Origin of the sequence: Neochlamydia sp. TUME1 (assembly GCF_000813645.1) — a bacterium.
Classification (GTDB): domain Bacteria; phylum Chlamydiota; class Chlamydiia; order Chlamydiales; family Parachlamydiaceae; genus Neochlamydia.
The window spans coordinates 1-20,285 of sequence record NZ_JRXI01000143.1 but is presented as its reverse complement, the minus strand read 5'-3'; the positions used below and the strand labels follow the sequence as shown (position 1 = coordinate 20,285).

General features: G+C 38.1%; 19 protein-coding genes. 12 read left to right on the top strand and 7 right to left on the bottom strand.

What is annotated here, in order from left to right:
• Positions 1–19: 19 nt before the first annotated feature.
• From DB41_RS07180 to DB41_RS11705, 3 genes are all read left to right on the top strand, one after another.
• The gene (locus DB41_RS07180) at positions 20–1,864 is read left to right on the top strand and encodes a hypothetical protein (protein WP_155117609.1); all 1,845 of its coding nucleotides are present in this window, start codon (positions 20–22) and stop codon (positions 1,862–1,864) included.
• A gap of 364 nt (positions 1,865–2,228) precedes the next feature.
• Positions 2,229–3,239, top strand: coding sequence for a DUF4116 domain-containing protein (locus tag DB41_RS10830; RefSeq protein ID WP_052243990.1), 1,011 nt, complete (start codon positions 2,229–2,231; stop codon positions 3,237–3,239).
• A 9-nt stretch (positions 3,240–3,248) separates the two neighbouring features.
• A complete protein-coding gene (locus DB41_RS11705; protein WP_155117608.1) occupies positions 3,249–3,413 on the top strand; it encodes a hypothetical protein in 165 nt (54 codons plus the stop codon).
• 478 nt (positions 3,414–3,891) lie between these two features.
• Here the strand turns inward: DB41_RS11705 and DB41_RS07165 are convergent, their stop codons facing one another.
• The 3 genes from DB41_RS07165 to DB41_RS07155 form a co-directional block, all read right to left on the bottom strand.
• On the bottom strand, positions 3,892–4,119 hold the full coding sequence (locus DB41_RS07165; protein ID WP_039385934.1) for a hypothetical protein: 228 nt from the start codon (positions 4,117–4,119) through the stop codon (positions 3,892–3,894).
• 30 nt (positions 4,120–4,149) lie between these two features.
• Complete coding sequence (locus DB41_RS07160; protein WP_039385933.1) at positions 4,150–4,554, bottom strand: DUF1761 domain-containing protein; 405 nt, start codon at positions 4,552–4,554, stop codon at positions 4,150–4,152.
• Positions 4,555–5,178: 624 nt separating this feature from the next.
• Entirely contained in the window at positions 5,179–6,147 is a 969-nt protein-coding gene (locus tag DB41_RS07155) for a pyridoxal-phosphate dependent enzyme (protein WP_039385932.1), read from the bottom strand.
• Positions 6,148–6,604: 457 nt separating this feature from the next.
• On the opposite strand from DB41_RS07155, the gene DB41_RS07150 reads away from it, so the two are divergent.
• On the top strand, positions 6,605–7,849 hold the full coding sequence (locus DB41_RS07150; RefSeq protein WP_052243989.1) for an NAD(P)/FAD-dependent oxidoreductase: 1,245 nt from the start codon (positions 6,605–6,607) through the stop codon (positions 7,847–7,849).
• A 128-nt stretch (positions 7,850–7,977) separates the two neighbouring features.
• Here DB41_RS07150 and hemF read toward each other — a convergent pair whose 3' ends face one another.
• On the bottom strand, positions 7,978–8,784 hold the full coding sequence (hemF, locus tag DB41_RS07145) for an oxygen-dependent coproporphyrinogen oxidase (RefSeq protein ID WP_039385929.1): 807 nt from the start codon (positions 8,782–8,784) through the stop codon (positions 7,978–7,980).
• Between the two features lie 577 nt (positions 8,785–9,361).
• On the bottom strand, positions 9,362–9,805 hold the full coding sequence (locus DB41_RS07140; protein ID WP_238578462.1) for a methyltransferase: 444 nt from the start codon (positions 9,803–9,805) through the stop codon (positions 9,362–9,364).
• A gap of 324 nt (positions 9,806–10,129) precedes the next feature.
• On the opposite strand from DB41_RS07140, the gene DB41_RS07135 reads away from it, so the two are divergent.
• Entirely contained in the window at positions 10,130–11,149 is a 1,020-nt protein-coding gene (locus tag DB41_RS07135) for an LOG family protein (RefSeq protein WP_052243988.1), read from the top strand.
• A 66-nt stretch (positions 11,150–11,215) separates the two neighbouring features.
• Here DB41_RS07135 and DB41_RS10825 read toward each other — a convergent pair whose 3' ends face one another.
• Complete coding sequence (locus DB41_RS10825) at positions 11,216–12,553, bottom strand: KGG domain-containing protein (protein ID WP_052243987.1); 1,338 nt, start codon at positions 12,551–12,553, stop codon at positions 11,216–11,218.
• Positions 12,554–14,032: 1,479 nt separating this feature from the next.
• Here DB41_RS10825 and nrdR point away from each other — a divergent pair.
• From nrdR to DB41_RS07095, 7 genes are all read left to right on the top strand, one after another.
• A complete protein-coding gene (nrdR, locus tag DB41_RS07125; RefSeq protein ID WP_039385926.1) occupies positions 14,033–14,548 on the top strand; it encodes a transcriptional regulator NrdR in 516 nt (171 codons plus the stop codon).
• A gap of 27 nt (positions 14,549–14,575) precedes the next feature.
• Positions 14,576–14,941 (top strand): TraR/DksA family transcriptional regulator, encoded by a 366-nt coding sequence (locus DB41_RS07120; protein WP_039385925.1) that lies wholly within the window; start codon positions 14,576–14,578, stop codon positions 14,939–14,941.
• 2 nt (positions 14,942–14,943) lie between these two features.
• Complete coding sequence (gene lspA, locus DB41_RS07115; protein WP_052243986.1) at positions 14,944–15,471, top strand: signal peptidase II; 528 nt, start codon at positions 14,944–14,946, stop codon at positions 15,469–15,471.
• Positions 15,472–15,480: 9 nt separating this feature from the next.
• The gene (locus DB41_RS07110) at positions 15,481–16,191 is read left to right on the top strand and encodes a hypothetical protein (RefSeq protein ID WP_039385923.1); all 711 of its coding nucleotides are present in this window, start codon (positions 15,481–15,483) and stop codon (positions 16,189–16,191) included.
• A 201-nt stretch (positions 16,192–16,392) separates the two neighbouring features.
• Positions 16,393–17,229, top strand: a complete 837-nt coding sequence (locus DB41_RS07105; RefSeq protein WP_155117607.1) for a class I SAM-dependent methyltransferase — start codon at positions 16,393–16,395, stop codon at positions 17,227–17,229.
• Entirely contained in the window at positions 17,219–18,043 is an 825-nt protein-coding gene (locus DB41_RS07100; RefSeq protein WP_039385919.1) for an RNA methyltransferase, read from the top strand. The genes DB41_RS07105 and DB41_RS07100 overlap by 11 nt, the downstream gene beginning before the upstream one ends.
• A 5-nt stretch (positions 18,044–18,048) precedes the next feature.
• Complete coding sequence (locus tag DB41_RS07095; protein ID WP_039385918.1) at positions 18,049–18,708, top strand: RluA family pseudouridine synthase; 660 nt, start codon at positions 18,049–18,051, stop codon at positions 18,706–18,708.
• Between the two features lie 97 nt (positions 18,709–18,805).
• Here DB41_RS07095 and DB41_RS07090 read toward each other — a convergent pair whose 3' ends face one another.
• A complete protein-coding gene (locus tag DB41_RS07090) occupies positions 18,806–19,756 on the bottom strand; it encodes a hypothetical protein (protein WP_039385916.1) in 951 nt (316 codons plus the stop codon).
• Positions 19,757–20,285 lie beyond the last annotated feature (529 nt).

Below are 20,285 nucleotides of genomic sequence, written 5' to 3'. Positions count from 1 at the left end.
TAAACATTTTGAGGAAACCATGAAAATTATCAATCGTTTTACAGTTTCTATTGTTGCCATTTTTGCTCTTCTCTATGTAGGCCATTGGTTCTACCGCGCCCATCAAGCAAAAAAATTTGTACTGGCTCACCTTAAAAATTATGAAAAACGATCGTCGGGCTTCTATCGTTTAGACGCTGAGGATGTATCGGTGCAAGGATTTCCTTTTAGCTACGAGGTTAAATTAAGTAAACCTCGCTATACTTTACTTCAAGAAGGGAAAAAATCCATGCTCTCTCCGACTTTGGGCATCGAGGGGTCTTTGAAAATAGGAACCGATATTTTAGGAAAATCTTACTGGCTAAAACAGGAAGGCGATCTGAAGTATATAGTGCCAAATTCTAGTCAGGCAAATGCCAAAGAATACATATGCAAGGGCAATAGAGAAATTAGGTTAGAGACAGCTCATCCCCACTATTCTTATGCTTTTATACATCCCTTTGCAGAGCTACCCAAAGGCTTCAATGCAGAAAATTTTTCTATTTACGAGATTTTAAGAGAATCGAAAATGGTAAGCTATGAAGACCACGATTTTGTTTTATTTGAAAAAAATGGTGAGGTTCAAAAACAATGGCTAAGCTTTTCTAAAGGAGAGCTATGTTGGAAGCATCATCCCCATAAAAATAAAGAAAATAAATTTTTATTTAACTTGGACATAGAAGATGCTGAGGCAGCAAAACAAGGTAAAGCTCTGCTAGGACATTTCAAGAAAATTATGGAGCTTAATCCAGATATAGCTGTAGATATTCCTTATCTTCTAAGTTCGGGAAAAAATACGATTAATTTAGAGTTTGAAGCTAGCTTACCTCCTCACCTTGCGCTATGGAATTTTTTAAGTGCTGAGAATTTCGACATCACCCTTCATAAGTTGAATATAAAAAATCTATATGGTCAAGTCTCGGCTACCTTCAAAATCGCTCATACGCAGGAAGAGAATGATCACAGAAACCTTCATCTTGAATTTCGTACAGACTCTACCTTAACTCCCCAAGGCATAGAAGCTATACACCGGCAATTTATGGAAGGGCTTAAGTTGAAAGCCTCTGAGTCTGTTTCCTCTGCTTCAGAGCAAGAGAGTCAGCTATTAGATGAGCTATTAAAATGCTGTAAAGATAGGTTAGAAGATATTATACCTGATTACGCCAAACTGGGTAAAAAGAGTTTTATCTTTGATACAGATGTGAAGATTAGAGATGTGGCAAAAAAACCCTCTCTTCATCAAATAATTATCCATAATTTTGATTTGATTACACAGCCTTATGGAATTAAATCTTATGGTCAAGCCGAGTTTATTGAAAACCACCCTCAGGGTAAGTATGAGTTTGAATGGAAAAATTACAAACAAATGATTCATGACCTAGTTGCTTATTTTAATCGTATTCATCCTGTTTTGGAAAAAATCGCTGAATTTAACAAGCAACCTTTATCCCTAAGCATCATAGATGAGGATAAGGAAGAAAAAATTATAGATTTTTTTCTGAGCTTAGCAAATGAAGCTTCAAAGGAAAGTGCAGCCCTCTCAGTGACTATTAATTTTATGGAAAAAGACCATGTTAAAATTGGAAGCAGTTCGCTAGACCAAGTGAAAGAGGCATGGGAAAAGCTTAAGAAAAGCTTACAGAAACCTGAAATTCCTACTGTAGAGGAAGAACTTCCTCCCTCTGTTATTATACCGCCTATTACCGAAGATAACGTCCCTTCACTTATTCCTCAGGAGCCATCTCCTTCTTTAGAAGGTAAAGAAGAAGAAAATGCTCCATTCAATCTTAATGATCAGCTGCCTTCGCCTAGTTTAAAGCCCGACGCTGCTGTTCCTGAAGAGTAATTTTTTTGCCAAAGTGCCCTCCTCTGGAAGGAGGCGCTTTTTTCTCTATAGGCCATGTTTGTTTAAGAAAGTAATTTGTCTTAAAAACCTCATATTATAGAAGAGAGATTGCTCAAAATTAAGCAAGGCAGATAACTTATGCTCCTAGCATGTAAATTTTTTTAGAAAGTAATGCTGCCTTACTAAAAGATTGCCAAAAATTATAAACGCCTGGCACACGTGTTTTGTTAAGGGATGGATTTGTTTTTATTGAATTTTAATCTTTAAATTAAATATTTTCGTTTTATATAGAAATAGTTTATTATTAATCTTCCCTTCTCTTAAGGGATAAAAAATTAAATTTAAATCTAATTTTGAGGCCGGTGTGGAAATAAATTTTTTATCTAATCTATGTGCGACTATTGATAATAAGTTGGACTATGTGCCTGTAGTAAGTAGCATAACTAATTTAGTAGATATTTTTCAAAAATGCGTCCTTTTAAATTTTAAAAAAAATATTACTCTAAGTCATTACTATGATTATCTGGATCGAAAAAGTTTTAAGCGCTGTGTAGTTTTATTAATTCCTGTTTTAGGAAATATTATTGTAGGGGTATATGACTTCTATCGCTATAGCATGAGGGATAAAAGCTACATGCTTAGGAGGCTTTCTCAAAAAGGCTTAGAACTTAAGTACGCTAGCTCAGAATTAAAGCAAGATAAGGAAGTTGTACTTATTGCTGTTAAGCAAAATGGTTTAGCGCTTCAATACGCTAGCCCAGAATTAAAGCAGGATAAGGAAGTCGTACTTGTTGCTGTTAAGCAGAATGGTTTAGCGCTCCAATACGCTAGTGAGGATCTTAAAAACGATGAAGACGTTATAGTTGCTGCTTTTATAGAAAATAAGTTAGCCCTTCAGTATGTTGGACAAGAGTTTAGAAAAAATAATGAAGATGAAATTATAGATATCTTTATGAAGAACAAAAGCTGTGTACATGCTATTGTCAAGGTAGAAGGTGGCATGTTAAAATATGCGAGTGAAGAGCTTAAAAATGATAAAGAGATCGTGCTTGCAGCAGTTCAGCAAGAAGGCTGGGCACTTCAATTTGCTAGCGAAGAGCTTAAAAATGATAAGCATATTGTACTTGCAGCAGTTCAACAAAAAGGCTCGGCGCTTCAATTTGCTAGTGAGGAGCTTAAAAATGATAAAGAGATTGTACTTGCAGCAGTTCAGCAAGAAGGCTCGGCACTTCAATTTGCTAGCGAAAAGCTTAAAAATGATAAAGAAATTGTACTTGCAGCAGTACGGCAAAATGGCAGGGCAATTCATTCAGCGAGCGAAGAGCTCAAAAAAGATAAAGACATTCAACGTATAGCAGCTCAGCAAATAGCTTAGTAGCGAAGAATGATTAATGGGGAGAGACTAGCCATTGATGGTTTTTTTTCAAGGGGAAAAGGAGACGGTAAGCTAGTAGACTATGGTCACAAGGGTAAAGACAAGCCTACCCATCTTTTAGTAGACGATAATGGCAGCCCTTTAAGTTTTGAAGCAACCAATGCTGAAGGATAAAAGGAAACAGGTGGAAAAGCTGTTTGATCCGAGGGATAAGCTACGGAGACTCTATGAATTCCATTAACTCATCCTTATTTTAGAAGCTGATAAAGGATACAACTCTGAGGAAATTGAGGATAGTTGCTAAAAAGAAAAATATATCCGTTTATACCTAGGTAAAGGATGGGGGCTATCAAGAAAGCTGAGATAGTTATCTGCCACCTTAAGAAATGGAGATGGCAAGTTGAAAGGGCAATATCTTGGCTACAACAGAAGTTTAGAAGAATCGATGTGCGATGGGAAAGACAAGTGAAATGGTGGAAAGGATTATTGAATTTTAGTCTTATAATGTGTTGGATAGGCTGGTAAGCGGGATAGGTTCATAGATAAAAAAGCTTTTTAGATTGACGTTAAAAAGCTTTTTTATCTAATAAAGGAAAGGTTTTTTTGACTTTTCGCCCTTATGATTAAGCTAGATATAGCTATGGATAAGTAGCTATAATTTAGAGGTCGAGGTGGGTTCCTTTTGAGGTCTAGCTCCCTGACTCTCTTCTTTCTTCTCTTTTAAGTAATCGTCATACCAATAATAATTATTTTCAGGATGGGCAGCATTATACTCCCGAACTTTTTCACATTTATGACAAACAGCCTCTTCGCTATGTGCATCCATAGACCCACAAATAGCTATCATTCCTAGGATTAAAGTAAGTGTCTTATTTTTCACAATCAACCTCATGCATTTTAATTTGCTAAATTACTGCCAGCTACCCATGATTGCACCAATCAAAATCAAATTCAAGAGTAAATATCCTGAATCTATCAAATAAGCCTTAAAAGGCTTCTTAGCCCATATGACACCAGAGAAATGAGTCGTTGCAATAAAACCTAGCCAGATAAGAAAGCCTATAGTCATGCCATTTCCCATGCCATGGATGGCAAAATTATTGAAAAACATATTTAAAACAAAACATAAAATAAAAGCATCCAGAAAAGCGCCTGCAAAATGCCAAGGAGTTGGTTTCAATAGCTCCACATTAAAGCCGTGTTCTTTGGCCCAAGCATCGCCTAAAACTTTACGGGAATACCAAATAGAGGCTAAAAAGTTGTTAATCATTGTGCATACTAGTACTACCCAAATATTTACGTTAGTAAGTTCCATATAATTGTTCTCCTTTGGAATAAAGTTTAAGGAATCCTCGCTCCAATATTCTATAATAATATTATATTTTCAAATCCTTTTTGAAAATTTAGACATAAAGAGATAAAAGAGCTAGGAGAAAGGAAGGCGGGGATACTGTTGCCAAAAAGGCTGTTGGTTGTTCCTGTCGCTTAACTATCCTATAAACTCATTACTTTCAAGGCTATCTAATAGGATCATTAGGGGTATAAGGGAGTAATTTATTGATAAGTCAATCTAAATGTATATAGGCTTAGTACATCTACCTCTTGCTCACCTTAAGAAAAATTTGTTATTGGCAAAGCAATTTTTTCACTGTTTTTCATACAGGTTACCACTCTTTCAACACTCGAGTTGGCATGTGAGGCTATAAGAATTACTTTGTGTGCCTCTAGAAAACTGATGAAAATTAAGGAAAGTTAGTTAAGGGTTAATCAAAAGTATACCAATTGATTTAAAGAAAAGAGGCCGAGTGAGTAGTATAAGCATATAATTTCAAGGAGGGGTAAAGTTTGCCTTTTCGGTATAACCAGAATAATTGGTAGGAAAGGAGCCCTAAAGTAAAGATGCTAATTTTCTTTAACTTAAAAAGTCATAGCATAGAAATTATAAAAAACCCAGCAACGATAAAGTTCCACCTGACTGTATTACCAAGGCTTTTCCTTTTAAGTTTTTTTGTTGAATGATCCGTTGGGCTTCTTTAAAAAGTTTGACGTTATAGATAGGATCACAAAGAACTCCTTCTGTTTGGGCTATCTCATGAATGTCTTTAAAGGTTTTTGCCGAGGTCGCCCCAAAAGATTTTGCTTGATGGGGGCGACATAAAGAGAAATGAGTAGGCATCCGACAAGGTAATTTAACAAGTTTTTCAAAATGTTGATGGTAGCATTTTAAATTATCTAGAAATTCGTCTTCCTTGCCCGCCATTAAAACCACATGTACATGTGCTGAATGCTGTAAAAAAGCCAGGCCTACTATTAAGGCAATTGCGGTAAGGCCTGTTCCGCTATCCACAAAAATATGATTGAAATGGATCTGTTCTTGGAGTTCATTATAAAGGATATCTATAGGAAGTGTAAGCGCTCCTGGAAAAGATTCTGGCATGCATCCTCCTTCAGGAATGATGTAGGTGCTTTGATTGCCTTGCAGATCTGCAAAATCCAAGGCAGCTTTATAGACCGTTGGCCAATCTTGTCTTTCTATCCAATGAATTTGATGCTTGGGAACGAGTAACTGGGTGAGAAGAGCGTTACCTTTTAGCCTCTGTTGATGGCTTTTGCATAGAAAAAGAAAAGGCTGGATTTGATTTTCAATTAAGAGCTGAGAAATGCCTAATACATGATTTGAGTTAATACCTCCAATGACAATTGCTGTCTTGGCTTTTTGATGAATCAAAAAGGTCATTAACGAGCTAAATTTTCTTTTTTTAGAGCCCATGAGCCCTAGCTCATCATCTCGCTTAATATAACAATGAAGGTGGGAAGAGCTATAGCTTTTAAGTTTATGAATCCTTGAGTGTAAAGGAAAATCAAGTTTGATATATTGCTGTACAACTTTTTCTAAAGTAAAGAGCATGAAGGGGGCCTTGTGAAATTTTTTTAAGCTTAATGAGTGTAAGAAAAAGACTTAATGTTATCAATAGCGGACAACTGATCATTTTTAAGAACATAAGAAGTAAAGTTTTTTAGCCTATAGGAATGTTTATCCTCTGTTAAATACTCCTGCACTTTTATCCCTCGCATCTCCTTTAATTTAAAAAGCCTTTTCTTGGTTAGCTGGTCAAGCTTGCAATGTAAAGGTTAACAAGAATTTTTCCTAAATGTTAGGCTTTCTTGAAAAACAAATGAATGCTCGGGTAAACTGGCTTGTCAAAAGTAAGTTACAACCTTCGAGCAGCATGCAGGCAATTATTTCCTTTATAAGAAAATTGCCTTTGCGGGCTAACTTATAAACGACGCTTTACAAAAATATAAGTTGTGCTTAAACCTCTTTTCAAGTGGTTACATAAGCATACCTACAACACGCTTCTCAAATGCCTAAAAATTTAAATACCAATCATATAAAAGATTATCTTGTGGTAGTAGGTGGGGGAGCAGCAGGCTTTTTCGGAGCCATTGCATGCGCGCAAGCTTGTATAGCCAAAAAAGTGATTCTTTTAGAAAAGAATAGACAGCTTTTATCTAAAGTGCGCATTTCAGGGGGCGGACGCTGCAATGTCACGCATGCTTGCTTTGACCCAGTAGCTTTAGTAAAAAATTATCCACGCGGAAGCCAAGCTTTGCTTGGTCCTTTCACTCGTTTTCAACCTCGAGATACTATTCAGTGGTTTAAAGATCGTCACGTGGAGCTAAAGGTAGAAGAAGATGGGCGCCTATTTCCCCTTACGGATGATTCTGCTACCATTATTGACTGTTTAATGCGTGCTGCCAAAGCTGCCCATGTAGAGATTCGTACAGAGAGTGGAATTGAAAAAATTGAGGTCCAATCGGCGGGGTTTGTTATTCACCTTACGAATGGCTTAGTGGTAGAGTGTAAAAAGTTACTGTTTGCCACAGGGAGTAACTCTAAAATGTATGAATTATTAGCCGCTTTAGGGCATCAGATTGTGCCTCCGGTGCCTTCATTATTTACTTTTAATGTTCCTAATTCTCCCTTGCTAGACCTTGTCGGCATGTCGATTTCTAATGTGGGCTTACGTATTCAGCACACTGATCTTAAGCAAACAGGTCCTCTCTTGCTTACCCATTGGGGATTTAGTGGACCAGCAGTATTAAAGCTATCAGCTTGGGGTGCAAGAATCTTGCATGGCATGAATTATCAAGCTACCTTAGTAGTCAACTGGCTGCCAGAGATGAATAAAGAGACCCTAGCAGCATGCTTAGGCAATTATAAAGTAAAAAATCCTGCCAAATTAATTTCCTCAGACAGTCCTGTAGCTCTTCCAAAAAATCTTTGGAAAAAGCTTACTATCATGGCTGGCATTCCGTATGACATGCGCTGTTCCTATCTATCAAAAGTTCATTTAAATGCGCTACTAGAATTGTTACAAAACTCTACTTTTAACATTCAAGGGAAAACAATTTTTAAAGAGGAGTTTGTGACTTGCGGGGGAGTGCATCTCGATGATGTTAATTTCAAAACTATGGAAAGTAAAAAATGCCCTGGCTTATTTTTTGCTGGCGAAGTACTGGATATTGATGGAGTCACAGGTGGCTTTAACTTTCAGAATGCTTGGACAACCGGTTGGATTGCTGGCCAGGCGATGGCGAAGGATTAGATTTTATGCATATTCCTCTTAAGTGCTTATATCTTAAAACTTAGCTTTTTTGTCGATCTCTCAATCGCTTAAGGAAAAAAATATCCACCCTGGCTATCAAGAAATAGGCTTAAGAGGTGACAATCAAGCTACCACTTGGCTAAAGGGGGCAGCGAGCATAAAATGGCTTCAGGATTGCCTCCAGATTGAAATCCGAATTTTGTTCCTCGGTCATACATTAAATTAAATTCTACATAATGAGCTCGAGCTTCTAGCTGCTTTTCTTTCTCTTGAGCAGAATAAGGAAGAGGTACGCGTTTTATGTAGATAGGAAGGATTGCTGCTAAAAATTGCTTTCCTACCATTTGCCATAGGTGTAGATCTTTTTCATAGTCGCCGCTGTTATAATGGTCAAAAAAAATGCCTCCCACCCCCCGTTCTTTATGACGATGGGGGATATAAAAGTACTCACGAGCATTTTGCGAAAAGTTAGGATATAGAGTAGGATCGATAGAGTTTAGAAACTCTTGAGTTGTTTGATGAAAGTGAGCAGTATCCTCGGCATAGCTAAAGCCCATGGGAGTTAAATCAAAGCCTCCTCCAAACCATGAGCGTTCTTGCGTTTCAATGTAGCGAATGTTCATATGGACAGTGGGTGCGTGAGGGCTGACCATGTGAGTAATCAAGCTTACTCCCGTAGCAAAAAAAGGCCCGGAGCTCTCACTCATAGGAAAATGTGGCCCATAGACTCCCGACCAATTAACTGCTGCTTTTTCAAAAACTTCTCCCCGTAAAATAGAGATTTCGCCCCCTCCCCCTGTGGGGTGTTGCCATGGTTTCCTTGTAAAACGATTACTGTTTTCAAATTTTTCAAAAGCGATAATAATCTCATCTCTTAAGTTTTTAAGAAAGTGGATTAAAGAGGAGTGTTTATTGCTGGAGTATTCATTATGCATATAAAATCATAGGTTTTTTAGTTTTCAAAAAAGAGCTTGGCATTTTTTACATACTTTACTGGAAAAGAGTGCTTTTTGCCTATATTAATAATAGGAAATATTGTCAAAGTAATAGAGAAACACGAGAGATGTTTTTATTTTTAAGAACAGCGATTGGCAAGAACTTAAGGTTTATGCTTGCATAAAAATCTCTCTTCCTCGCTCAGCGAAAACTTATTTTAGCATTTAAGGATCCGCCAAAGTTTATTTAAATCTTTTAAAAATCCCGACCTCTAGGTAATTATTTCGAAAAGTGCATAGGCTACGTGTAGATTCTATCCCATATTCTTCACCTGAAATTTAAGTTGCTGACTTCTAAACTGTTATAAAAGTTAATCCTTAAACTTAAATTTTATAAATTTTTCATATTTCAGAGGCTTATAAAAAACAGCGGGGAATAGGGGTTCTATTATAAATAGTTGGTTATCGAAGTAGTGGCGTGTTTTTTTATTTAAGGTAAGCTGAAGTTTACCTAAAATTTATCCTCAGAGCGCTCTAAAAAGTTTGTTGACTAGCTTGTAGAAGTGAGTAAAATGAATCAGGTGTATCTATAAATATAGATTTTAGTGGAATAAAGGTCGGGAACTTCTATAATTTGCTCAGCTTTCCAAGAAGGAACAGCGAAGGTATGGGTGACTACCCATGCCCCTTTAGGTAATTCTTCTTCAAATTTCTTTTTTAATTTCTGCATGGCTACAGGATATAGATAGCAGATAATCATCTTGGCATCTGTAAGGTTAGCTTTAAAAAAATCATGGTATTGAAGATGCAAGTGAGGTGAACGCGAAAAGAAATGGCGTATTCGGCAAAAAAAATAAGGGATAGGAGAGCTTTCGTAAGCTAGAATTGTACATTGAGGATATTTGTGAGCAAGTAAGAATGCTAGAGTTCCCCATCCTGCGCCTAGCTCATAAATAAGACCTTTTTCCTGCAATGGCAGATTGTCCAGTAAGATCTGCTTTACAGGAGGGGAAGTAGGCATAGGACCGATACCATTTTTTATTGACCAGACAATAATTAAAATGAAAAGAAGGAGTAGCAAAGGTAATAAGAAAATCATAAAACATTTTATCGAGCGTTTAATCATCTATAGTGCTTAAGTAGGGAAGAAAAAAGCAAGCAGCTAGCTATAAAATAGACAAATATTTTCCTGCTTCTTTAGCAGATTGCTATATTTGCTGTAGATTCGTAAATGCTTATTTTGCTATGCATGGCTATTTTCTTTTGCAGTTATTAGCTTGATAATTGAGGGGCTTTCTGCTTAAAAAAAGAATAGGTTTGCCACTGAAAAAAAGGAGTTAGGTTTATGATAGAGCTTAAGGATGAGAAGGCTCAGCTGGCGATTAAAAATCTCATAGAAATGTGTGGACAACCTTCTGATACGTTTGAAGCAGAGCTAGTCACGCAGATGATTGAAACGAGCCTTAAGTTGCTTATCGAGAATAATGATACCGGACAATTAAAACTTATTAATCGCTCCTTAAAGGAGATGCGGCATGCTTATCGCATCTTTAGTAAATTTAAGCAGTCGCGTTGTATCAGTATTTTTGGATCAGCACGCACCCCCGAAAATCATCCTGATTACTTTGCAGCCAAAAGCTTTAGCACTCAAATTGCAGAACTAGGTTGGATGTGCATTACAGGAGGAGCTGATGGAATTATGAAAGCAGGCTTAGAAGGCTCTCAGAAAAAATCAAGCTTTGGCCTTTCTATTCGTTTGCCTTTTGAGGCACCCACTAATACAGTTATTGCAGGCGACCCTAAATTAATTGTTTTTCGTTATTTCTTCATACGCAAGTTAATGTTCTTAACTCATTCAGATGCAGTAGCTGTCTTTCCTGGGGGATTTGGAACGATGGACGAATTGTTTGAATTGCTAACTCTTATGCAAACAGGAAAAGCAAATTTAATGCCTTTAGTCCTAGTTGAAAGTAAAAATGGAGTCTATTGGCCCCATTGGAAAATGAATATCGATGAGCATTTGTTAGCTAATGGCTGGATTAGTCCTGAGGATCTTAATCTTTTTTACATAGCTCGCTCGGTTGAAGATGCCGTTTTACATGTCCAACAGTTTTACCGTCATTATCATTCTAGTCGCTATGTAGGTTCACAGCTTGTCATACGTCTAAATAGGGAGCTAACAGATCGGGAAGTAGAGCATCTAAATAAGCATTACCAACTTCTTGCGGCTGAAGGAAAGATAGAGAAAAGCGGACCACTACCCCAGGAAATCGATCACTTAAATTTACCACGTCTGGTTTTTCAGCATACCCATCGCGATTTTGGAATCTTGCGAGCAATGATTGATACACTCAATCTTTTTTAAAGAAAAAGAGAAGGGGTTGTTTTTAACAACCCCTTCTTCTGCTGTTTGAGAAAGTAAATAATTTTATTATCTATTTTCTCGGCGAGCTAGGCCGCCTTTACGGCCCATTTCCCTATACTCTTCGCGTGAACGATGAGAGGCTGTAGCTAGGCCGCCTTTACGACCAGCTTCCTGGCGGCTCATCTTGCCACTACCTTGGTGGCTATACTCTTCATCGCCTTCTTCTTCATCACTTTCGTCGTGATGGGCTTCAGCACCTTGGTGCTGGCTTCTTTGGCTATAGCCATGGCTTGCACCCCTTTGGCTTCTATGGCCTTCATCTTCATCTTCATAATCCTCATCGGATTCATAGCCTTGATGAGATTCCTCGCCGTGACGGCCACTTTGGTAGCCACCATGGCTTCTATAGCCTTCATCTTCGTCTTCATAATCCTCATCGGATTCATAGCCGTGATGAGGCTCCTCGCTGTGATAGCCAGCTCTTTGATAGCGGCCATGGCTTTCACCTCGGTGGCCTCTATAGCCTTCATCCTCGCCTTCATAATCTTCATCAGATTCATGACCTTCCTCATGGCCCCCGCGTGCATGGCCTCCTTTGCTACCTATTTCACGGTAATATTCAGGACCATATTTAGAAGAGACGGCACGGCCACCTTTTCGGCCAATTTCGCGATAAAAGTCAGGACCATACTCTTCGGCGACCCTTTGTCCGCCTTTATGACCAATATCATGATAGAACTCAGGTCCACGTTCGGAGGCTACTTTTTCTCCCCCTTTGTGGCCAATTTCACGATAAAAGTCAGGACCATATTTAGAAGAGACGGCACGACCACCTTTTCGGCCAATTTCGCGATAAAAGTCAGGGCCATACTCTTCAGCGACCCTTTGTCCACCTTTATGACCAATGTCTTGATAGAACTCATGTCCACGTTCGGAGGCTACTTTTTCTCCCCCTTTGTGGCCAATTTCACGATAAAAGTCAGGACCATATTTAGAAGCGACGGCACGACCGCCTTTTCGGCCAATTTCGCGATAAAAGTCAGGGCCATACTCTTCGGCGACCCTTTGTCCGCCTCGATGACCAATATCTTGATAGAATTCATGTCCACGTTCGGAAGCTACCTTTTCTCCTCCTCTGTGGCCAATGTCGCGATAAAAGTCAGGACCATATTTGGAAGCCACCGCTTGGCCACCTTTATGTCCAATTTCTTGGTAAAATTCTGGCCCATATTTTTCCGAGACAGCTCTTCCGCCTCTTTGGCCTGCTTCTTGGCGGCTCATAGGCTCTTGATGTCCACGGCCACCGCGTCCACCACGATCAGAAGAACTTCTACCTGAACGAGCTTCAGCTCCTTTTTGGCCTGCTTCTTGGCGAGTTGCTCCAGACGATTTTCTAGTAGGCATAAATAACCTCCTTCAAATGTTAGTAAAAGGACACTGACAGGTGATAAGAGATGTTAGGCGCTTGCTAGCTTGCTAGTTTGAAAGTTCGTATTGCGATAATTTCAGGTGTAATTTTCAGTTCTCATATTCACTACGATAGAATAGAGTTTGTAGTATCACCTTATGACTTGAATTATGAAAAGATAAGGATTTGCTGACAAGCAGGAATTTCATCTTTATATAGCAAAAAGCTAAAAAAAGAAAAAAGTTAAAACGTTAGCACCTTAAAATCAACCACTTAGGTTTAAACAAAAAAAAGTGATTTTTTTTGCAGACATTAAAATTTGCTCGTTCAAATATGCATATAAGCCTGCTTTTTAAGCGAGCCTAGAGCCAAAAAATATGATAAGCATGGATTAAACACCTTAAATATTACACTTTTGAGCCTGTAGCCTTTTCTCATTAGCTTCATAAGCCATTTATAAATAAAAAAAGAAGAGGATTAAATTAATTTTTATGCTCCCTTTAACTGGCTTTTCTAGCTTTGTAGATCCTTCCTTTAACAGGTTATAAGATTACGGAGATATCCATTTCTCTTCCTGGCTTACAGGGGAGCGTTTGTTTGCTCCTAAAAATCAAGCTTAGGTTGCGCAAAAAGCCAAAGAAAGTTAAAGAAGAATAGATAGCTTCCTATAAGCTTAGTAATACTCTTCCACGTTTATTATCAGGTTTTCTAGTTTTTGATAAAAAATGCAAAAGTAAAATTGGCGGCCATTCTCAATTAATGCGGTCACATTCAAATTTGCTATATTTTTTTAAGCTAATCTTTTAAGAAGTACTGAAAGAGATGCCCAACAAATGGAGGAACAGCTTGGAAAAGTAATAACCTTATAAGCAACAGGCTTCCAGATAGACTGAGGAGCTATGTAGCTATAGAGTCTTTTGTCTTAAATGGTTCTTACTTGCTTGGCTGCTGGCTTTTAATTATAAATAAGGGTTTAGAAAGGTGAGTTTTTTTTAAGCTGCGGCTGTTAGCAAATCTTTTTCGACCTTATAAGTTTTTCTTCTTACCGATCCTCCTTTTATCTTAATGTTTATCGAATAAAGATAATTAGAAGAGCAAAATGCTAGGGAAGACTTTTGCCAAGAAAGCTACTTGGCTTAAGCTATCCTAAAAGATAATCCCTTCTCAAGAGTTTAAAGATTTAATATATTTTTAAAATTTTTGAAGGGTAGTTTTTTAATTCTTTCATTAGAAAATTAAAAGATAAATATAGGGCATTTAAGAGATAGAAAAAGGGAAGGAAATAAATGTAAGGAAGGATTGAATAAAAATGTATACTTATACTCTAAAAGTTGAGTAAAATGGGTGTTTTTTATGGATCCTTAAAACGTCGATAAATACAGATTAAAATTTGCTTCAAAGTATATTATTTTATACTTGCAATGTGAGTTAAAAATCATGTATATGAACGCACAACTGTAACAAAAGAGTGTTTAATGAAATGTCCTTTTTGCCATCATCGTGAGCTTAAGGTTATCGATTCGCGCGATGCTGCTGAACTAAATGCTATTCGACGTAGAAGAGAATGCTTAGGATGCTTAAGAAGGTTTACTACTTTTGAGACCGTAGAACTCACGGTACAAGTGCATAAACGTGATGGACATTATGAAGATTTTCAACAGCAAAAACTGGTGAATGGTTTAGAGGCGGCATGCCGCCATACAACTATTAGTCATGACCATGTCATTGCTTTGGCTGCCGAAATTAGTGAGGAGCTCTTACAACGTCAAGTTCATGTGGTCAGTACTAAGGAACTTGGCGAAATAGCCATGAAGCATTTACAAGCATTAGATGAGATCGCTTATATTCGATTTGCCTGCGTATATAAGCGATTCAAAGATATTGAAGAACTTATGCAAGCAATTAAAACGATTCAACCTAAAGAAAGCCTAAATAAAAGTTCCCAGGCTTGTCCCACAGAAAAGCCTTTAGCGGAAAGTCTAAGAAATTAAATAGTTATATTTTAATAGGAGGTCCCCATGGGATTAAAGAAAAATGATGTCGCCCAATTTAAAAAGAAGCTAGAGGAAATGCGCGCTCAGCTAACCCATATCTTAAAAGGTTCGACTGCTGAAGTTAAAACTCCTGATGAAGCTACAGGTTATTCTCAGCATCAAGCAGATCAAGGTACGGATGATTTTGATAGAACCATTAGCCTTGAGGTGACTAGCCGTGAATACCATATCCTTCGACAGATCGAAAGAGCTTTGGAAAAAATTGATGAAAATACTTATGGAATTTGCGATCTTACCGGTGAAGAAATCCCGCTAGCCCGCTTAGAAGCAGTTCCTTATGCTACTATGACTGTAAAAGCCCAGGAGCAGCTGGAAAAAGGTTTGCTTTGATCATGATGAAGTGTTTTACCCTTTGTTTATCATGTCAGATGCTAGCTTTCATTGGATGTAGCGCTTTAATGGTAGACATTGTTACAAAATACCTTACTCATTATTACCTACCTATTTCCAATCATTTGTTCCTATGGTATCCTTATGGAGGAATTGGACTGTTTAAAAACTTTCTGGGAGTGGAATTTTCTATCAATCATGCCATTAATCATGGGGCTGCATGGGGAATGTTTGCTGAATTAAAGGACTTTTTGCTAGTCTTGCGCCTCTTCATGATGGGGGGATTGATAGGTTATTTTCTTTTTTATAATCGAAATAAAAGCTGGCGGCTACCTCTTCTATTAATTATGGTAGGGGCGGCAGGAAATATTATCGATACCTTCGTCTATGGGCATGTAATAGATATGTTTCATTTTGTTCTCTGGGGGTATGATTTTCCTGTCTTTAATGTAGCCGACTCTTGTATTACACTGGGAGTAGCCTGGCTATTAATTAGCTCCCTTTTTGAAAAAGAAAAGTCCACCATATAACCTGATGCTATGCTAAATGTAAAATCTAGTCCTGTTCCTTATCAAGCCTCCAAATGGCTTTCGTTAGCTATGTTGATTGATGAAGATGAAATACAGACTCTTTTTCAAGCCCTAGGAGATTTTAAAATTTTTTCCATAGGAAAGGTAGAAAAAAGCGGAGAAGGACAAATTTCTCATGAAGTTTTTCTAGCTAATTATACTCAATACATTCAATCACTAAAAAGTAGACGAACTTATGAAATGGAATATTTTCGTACATTCTTTACTTCTGTGCTGACTTCTTCTGCAGATCATTTATATGCTTGGTCAATAGGCAACGATCGCCAACTCATACGCATTGCAAAACCGGTCGTGCAGCTGCAGCTGCACACCCTCGATTATTCGGTAGCTGACAATAAATTTCGTTCGATGGTGTTAGGAAAAGACCCCGTCTCGTGGGGGCTGCAGTTTTCATATCCCCAACTTTATCAAGATCCTCAAACACATGCCGTGTATAAAGTAGGAGAAGCTTATGCGAATACAGCTTTGTTTCGATTGATTCAACAATGGCAAAGAAAATATACTGTACCCACTCCTTTCTTAATTAAAGATAAATTGATAAATGTGTCTATGCGCTTAGGAAAAAAGTGTTTTTCGTGGATCAATCAACATCCGCAGCTAGAAAATAGAGGTTTGCAGGTCCAAATTCCTCACCCTACGAACTCTTCAATCCCTGAATAGAAAAGCCTGATAAAAGCCACTTCTTAAAAAGCTAGCATAAGAAGATCTTTTGCTAAATAGCAGCGCTTAAAATAAGCTTTCATAAGCTGGCAGAGGGGCTAAAAATTAATGAAAAAGAAGCTTTTTAAGCAGATAGAAAGTAGAGGCCACTATAGATAATTTATTGCTTGGTAATGTATATTAGAAACCATGAAAAATTGCATGAATACTTATTCTTTAATAGATAGTGGAAACGGTTACAAATTAGAACAATTTGGTCCTTATACAATATCACGACCATGCTCACAAGCAGTATGGGAGCCGCGCCTTTCTCAAGAAAGCTGGGATCATGCTCATGCTTTTTTTTCTCGAGAAGGACAAAATAAATGGACTTTTCGGAAAGAAAAGCTTCCAGATATGTGGCACATCAAAGTGGCAGATATAGCCTTCAAAATTTCTCCAACGGATTTTGGCCATCTAGGAATCTTTCCCGAGCAAAGAGCTTTTTGGAAGTGGATTCAAAGCACGCCTATTAAAGGCAAGCGTGTGTTAAATTTATTTGCCTACTCAGGTGGTTCAACTCTTGCAGCCGCACAAGCTGGAGCAGAAGTGTGCCATTTAGATGCTTCCAAAGGAATGGTAGCCTGGGCCCGTGAAAATGCAGCTTTAAATCATCTGGAAAAAGCTCCTATTCGTTGGATTATTGATGATGTTTTCAAGTTTTTGGGGCGGGAATTAAGACGCGGGTCTCGCTATGATGCCATCATTCTCGACCCTCCTAGCTTCGGCAGGGGCGCTAATGGAGAGGTTTTTAAAATTGAGGAGGAGATCAACAAGCTTTTAAGAAGCTGTCGAGAGCTGCTGACCCCCAAACCTTTATTCATATTGTTTTCTTGCCATACTCCTGGCTTTTCTCCTTTAGTGATGAAGCATCTTCTCCATCAAAACTTAGATGGACTTTCCGGAACGATTGATGAAGGAGAAATGTTATTAGAAGGTTCTACCGAAACCTTTCCTATTCCTAGTGGAACTTTTGCAAGGTGGCAATATGCAGGGTAAAGTCATTGCGTTAACCAGCTTACAAAATTCTCGCGTTAAGCAAGTGATTGACCTTCGTGAGCGCCGGGTACGTGATAAGTCCGAGCAATTCATTATAGAGGGATATCGAGAAGTTTTACGTGCTTATGAAGCAGGCTATAAAATTGATAGTCTCTTTTATTGCCAGGAACTGTTCTTAGGGGAAAATGAAAAGCCTTTGATCCAATCTTTAAGTAGTAAAGGAGCTCAACTTTTTCTTTGCCGGGAAAATATTTTTCGAAAAATGTCGTATCGTGATCGTCCCGACGGATTAATTGCTATAGCTGCTCAACAGCGGCGAGGGCTAGATCAATTACCAAGCTTAATTAAAAAAAATACTCATTCTCCTCTTTTAGTGGTGGCAGAAGCTATTGAAAAACCTGGTAATCTAGGTACCATTTTACGTTCATCCGATGCTGTTCATCTTGATGCCTTGATTGTTTGCGATAAATGTACAGATATTTATAATCCTAATGTAGTACGTGCTAGTGTAGGGACTTTGTTTACTGTCCCCGTGATAGAAAGTAAAGGCCATGAAACCATTCATTGGTTAAAAAAGCATAACATCTCTATTGTTGCTGCTACTCCTAGCGCTAAATTAGAATATACGCAAGCAGACTTAAAGCAACCGGTAGCTATTGCTGTTGGCACCGAGCAGCTGGGGCTATCGGAGGCATGGATGCAGCAGGCTAATATTCAGGTAAAAATTCCTATGCTTGGGATAGCCGATTCACTAAATGTGGCTATGGCCACTACCTTACTTTTATATGAAGCTTTACGTCAACGACGAGGGTAAGTCATATGGACCCCCAAATTCTTTATGAAGATAATCATCTTTTTGTCGTTTGCAAGCCTGCAGGAATTTTAACGCAACCTAGTGGCACTCAGCAAAAAAATTTAGAAGATATTTGTAAAGCCTGGCTTAAAAAAACTTATAATAAGCCGGGCAATATATTTCTAGAAGCAGTCCATCGTTTAGATAAATCTGTAAGCGGTATTGTAGTTTTTGCACGCACGAGTAAAGCTCTTAGCCGATTAAATGCTGCGCTACGCCAGCAACAATTTCGTAAAGTATACTTGGCAATCGTCGAAGGTCTTCCTGAAAAGTCGGTAGATACTTTAGAGCATTACCTTTTGCATGATGCCTATCAAAGTCTAGTAGTTTCAGGCAATAGACCTGGCGCAAAATTATGCCGCTTACATTATCAAGTTCTTAAGCATGCTAACCAGACTTCTTTAGTGGAGGTTATTTTGGAGACCGGCCGCTACCACCAAATTCGTGCTCAGTTAGCTGCCATTGGAAAACCTATTGTGGGGGATGCTAAGTATGGAAGCCAAAAACCTTGTTTTTCTCCAGGTATTGCTTTACATCATTCGGAGTTAATGTTTCCTCATCCTACTTTAGGAAAGTCTATTACCCTGCATGCTACCTTGCCCGAAGAGATGCTTAAGCTTTTATAACCAAGCATCATCATCAGCTGCAAGCTATCTTTAAGAAGAAAAAAGCAACAGATTGCAGGCAAGATTTGCAGAAGGGCATGTAGATTAACCTAAAATCTTAGATTTTACTTTTTTCTTCAGGAATGTCTGGAAGTGGCGGGATAGTTTTCATGACCAGCTCTAAGGCTTCATATTCTCCTAACACGCGGTCAATGTTCTTTATAATAAGAGAGGTGTCCCTGTGGGCCGCTACTTTAGGATCGTTAAATAAACCTTTCAAATCCTGAAAAGGCTGCATAAGAATCTTTAGGTTAATGCTTTTATCTTGAAGGAAAGTAGATTGAGTAATTTCTTCCAATCCATTGATAAGGCTAAAAAAAGGATCTTTTAAATTCAAAGAGGTGTAATCAATCTCTTCTAAGATGGTTCTACTTATTTCTAAAAGGGTCAAGCTGGCTTTAACACCAATATCAGGTAAACCTTGATTGATTGCTGCCTTTGCATGGCAGCTTAGAAGGCGGAGAGGATAGTTGACCAAGGTTAAATCAAATTTTGCACAATGAAGGACTATCTTTCCCCATACTGCTACGAGTGTAGCAGCCACTTGCTCAAGCTTTTTTGCTAAGGCTTTTTCATTAATAAGTGAGATACGTTCATATATATAATACAATATATAACTCGTGTGATCATGAATATCTGAATTTTTATCCCGCGCATCTGTCGCTATCTGTGCTATCCTTTTAGAGGAAGATAGGAAGTTTCTTATAATGTTTGGCATTGCTTGTAAAGCTTGGTTGCAAAGAGTGGGGTTCATATGATGAGTAGATATTAAAGCTGTTTCGGTAAGCGCCTCCACAGCTTCACAAAGCTCTGATTTTTTATCATTTTGAATGCTCTCTTTGGCTATTTGGGTGAATAAAAGCACCTGATCCAAAGGATTTAAATAAGTGATAAGTCTTTTTAAAAGCGTATAATAAATATCCAGGGTAATTCCTATGCTAAAAACCCAGAGAGCTAATCGGTGGCTCTTTTGCAGGTAATTTAGCCAGAGGGTATCCAAGGCAAGCATGTAGCTTAGCAGGGCGAAGAGCACTATCCAGCTATAAATCCCTAAAAATATTTATCTCTCTTAAATAAGCTTAATAAATAAGGAGTAGAGTTTTGCCCAGCTTTTTGCAGAGGTATTAAACTGCCAGCAATTGTCAAACAAAAGAGGACAAAGAAAGTCGTGCCTGTTATCAATAAGAGGCAGCCTAGTAAATTTTCATTCGGCAGGTTAACTGGCGTAAAAGGAGTAAAAAGTATAAAGAGGGCAGCGAGTGCAGAAAGAAAAATTCCGATCATTGGATACCTTTATAAATTTAAGCGAAGGTTATCATAAACTTAATTTTTGTGTATCTATTCTCAAAAAAATGGATGGATAGCTTCTTCTTTTTAGCAGGCTTTTAGTTTCGAATTGCCTTTTATAGTAAGTCACTTTCAAAACTTAATGAATTTATTGCCTTTTTAGCATGAACAGTGACGCTTGACAAGCTTTAAAATGTGATTTCATTCGCAGCAACTTACAAAGACATTTCCTTTTCCAATAGACCTCTTTC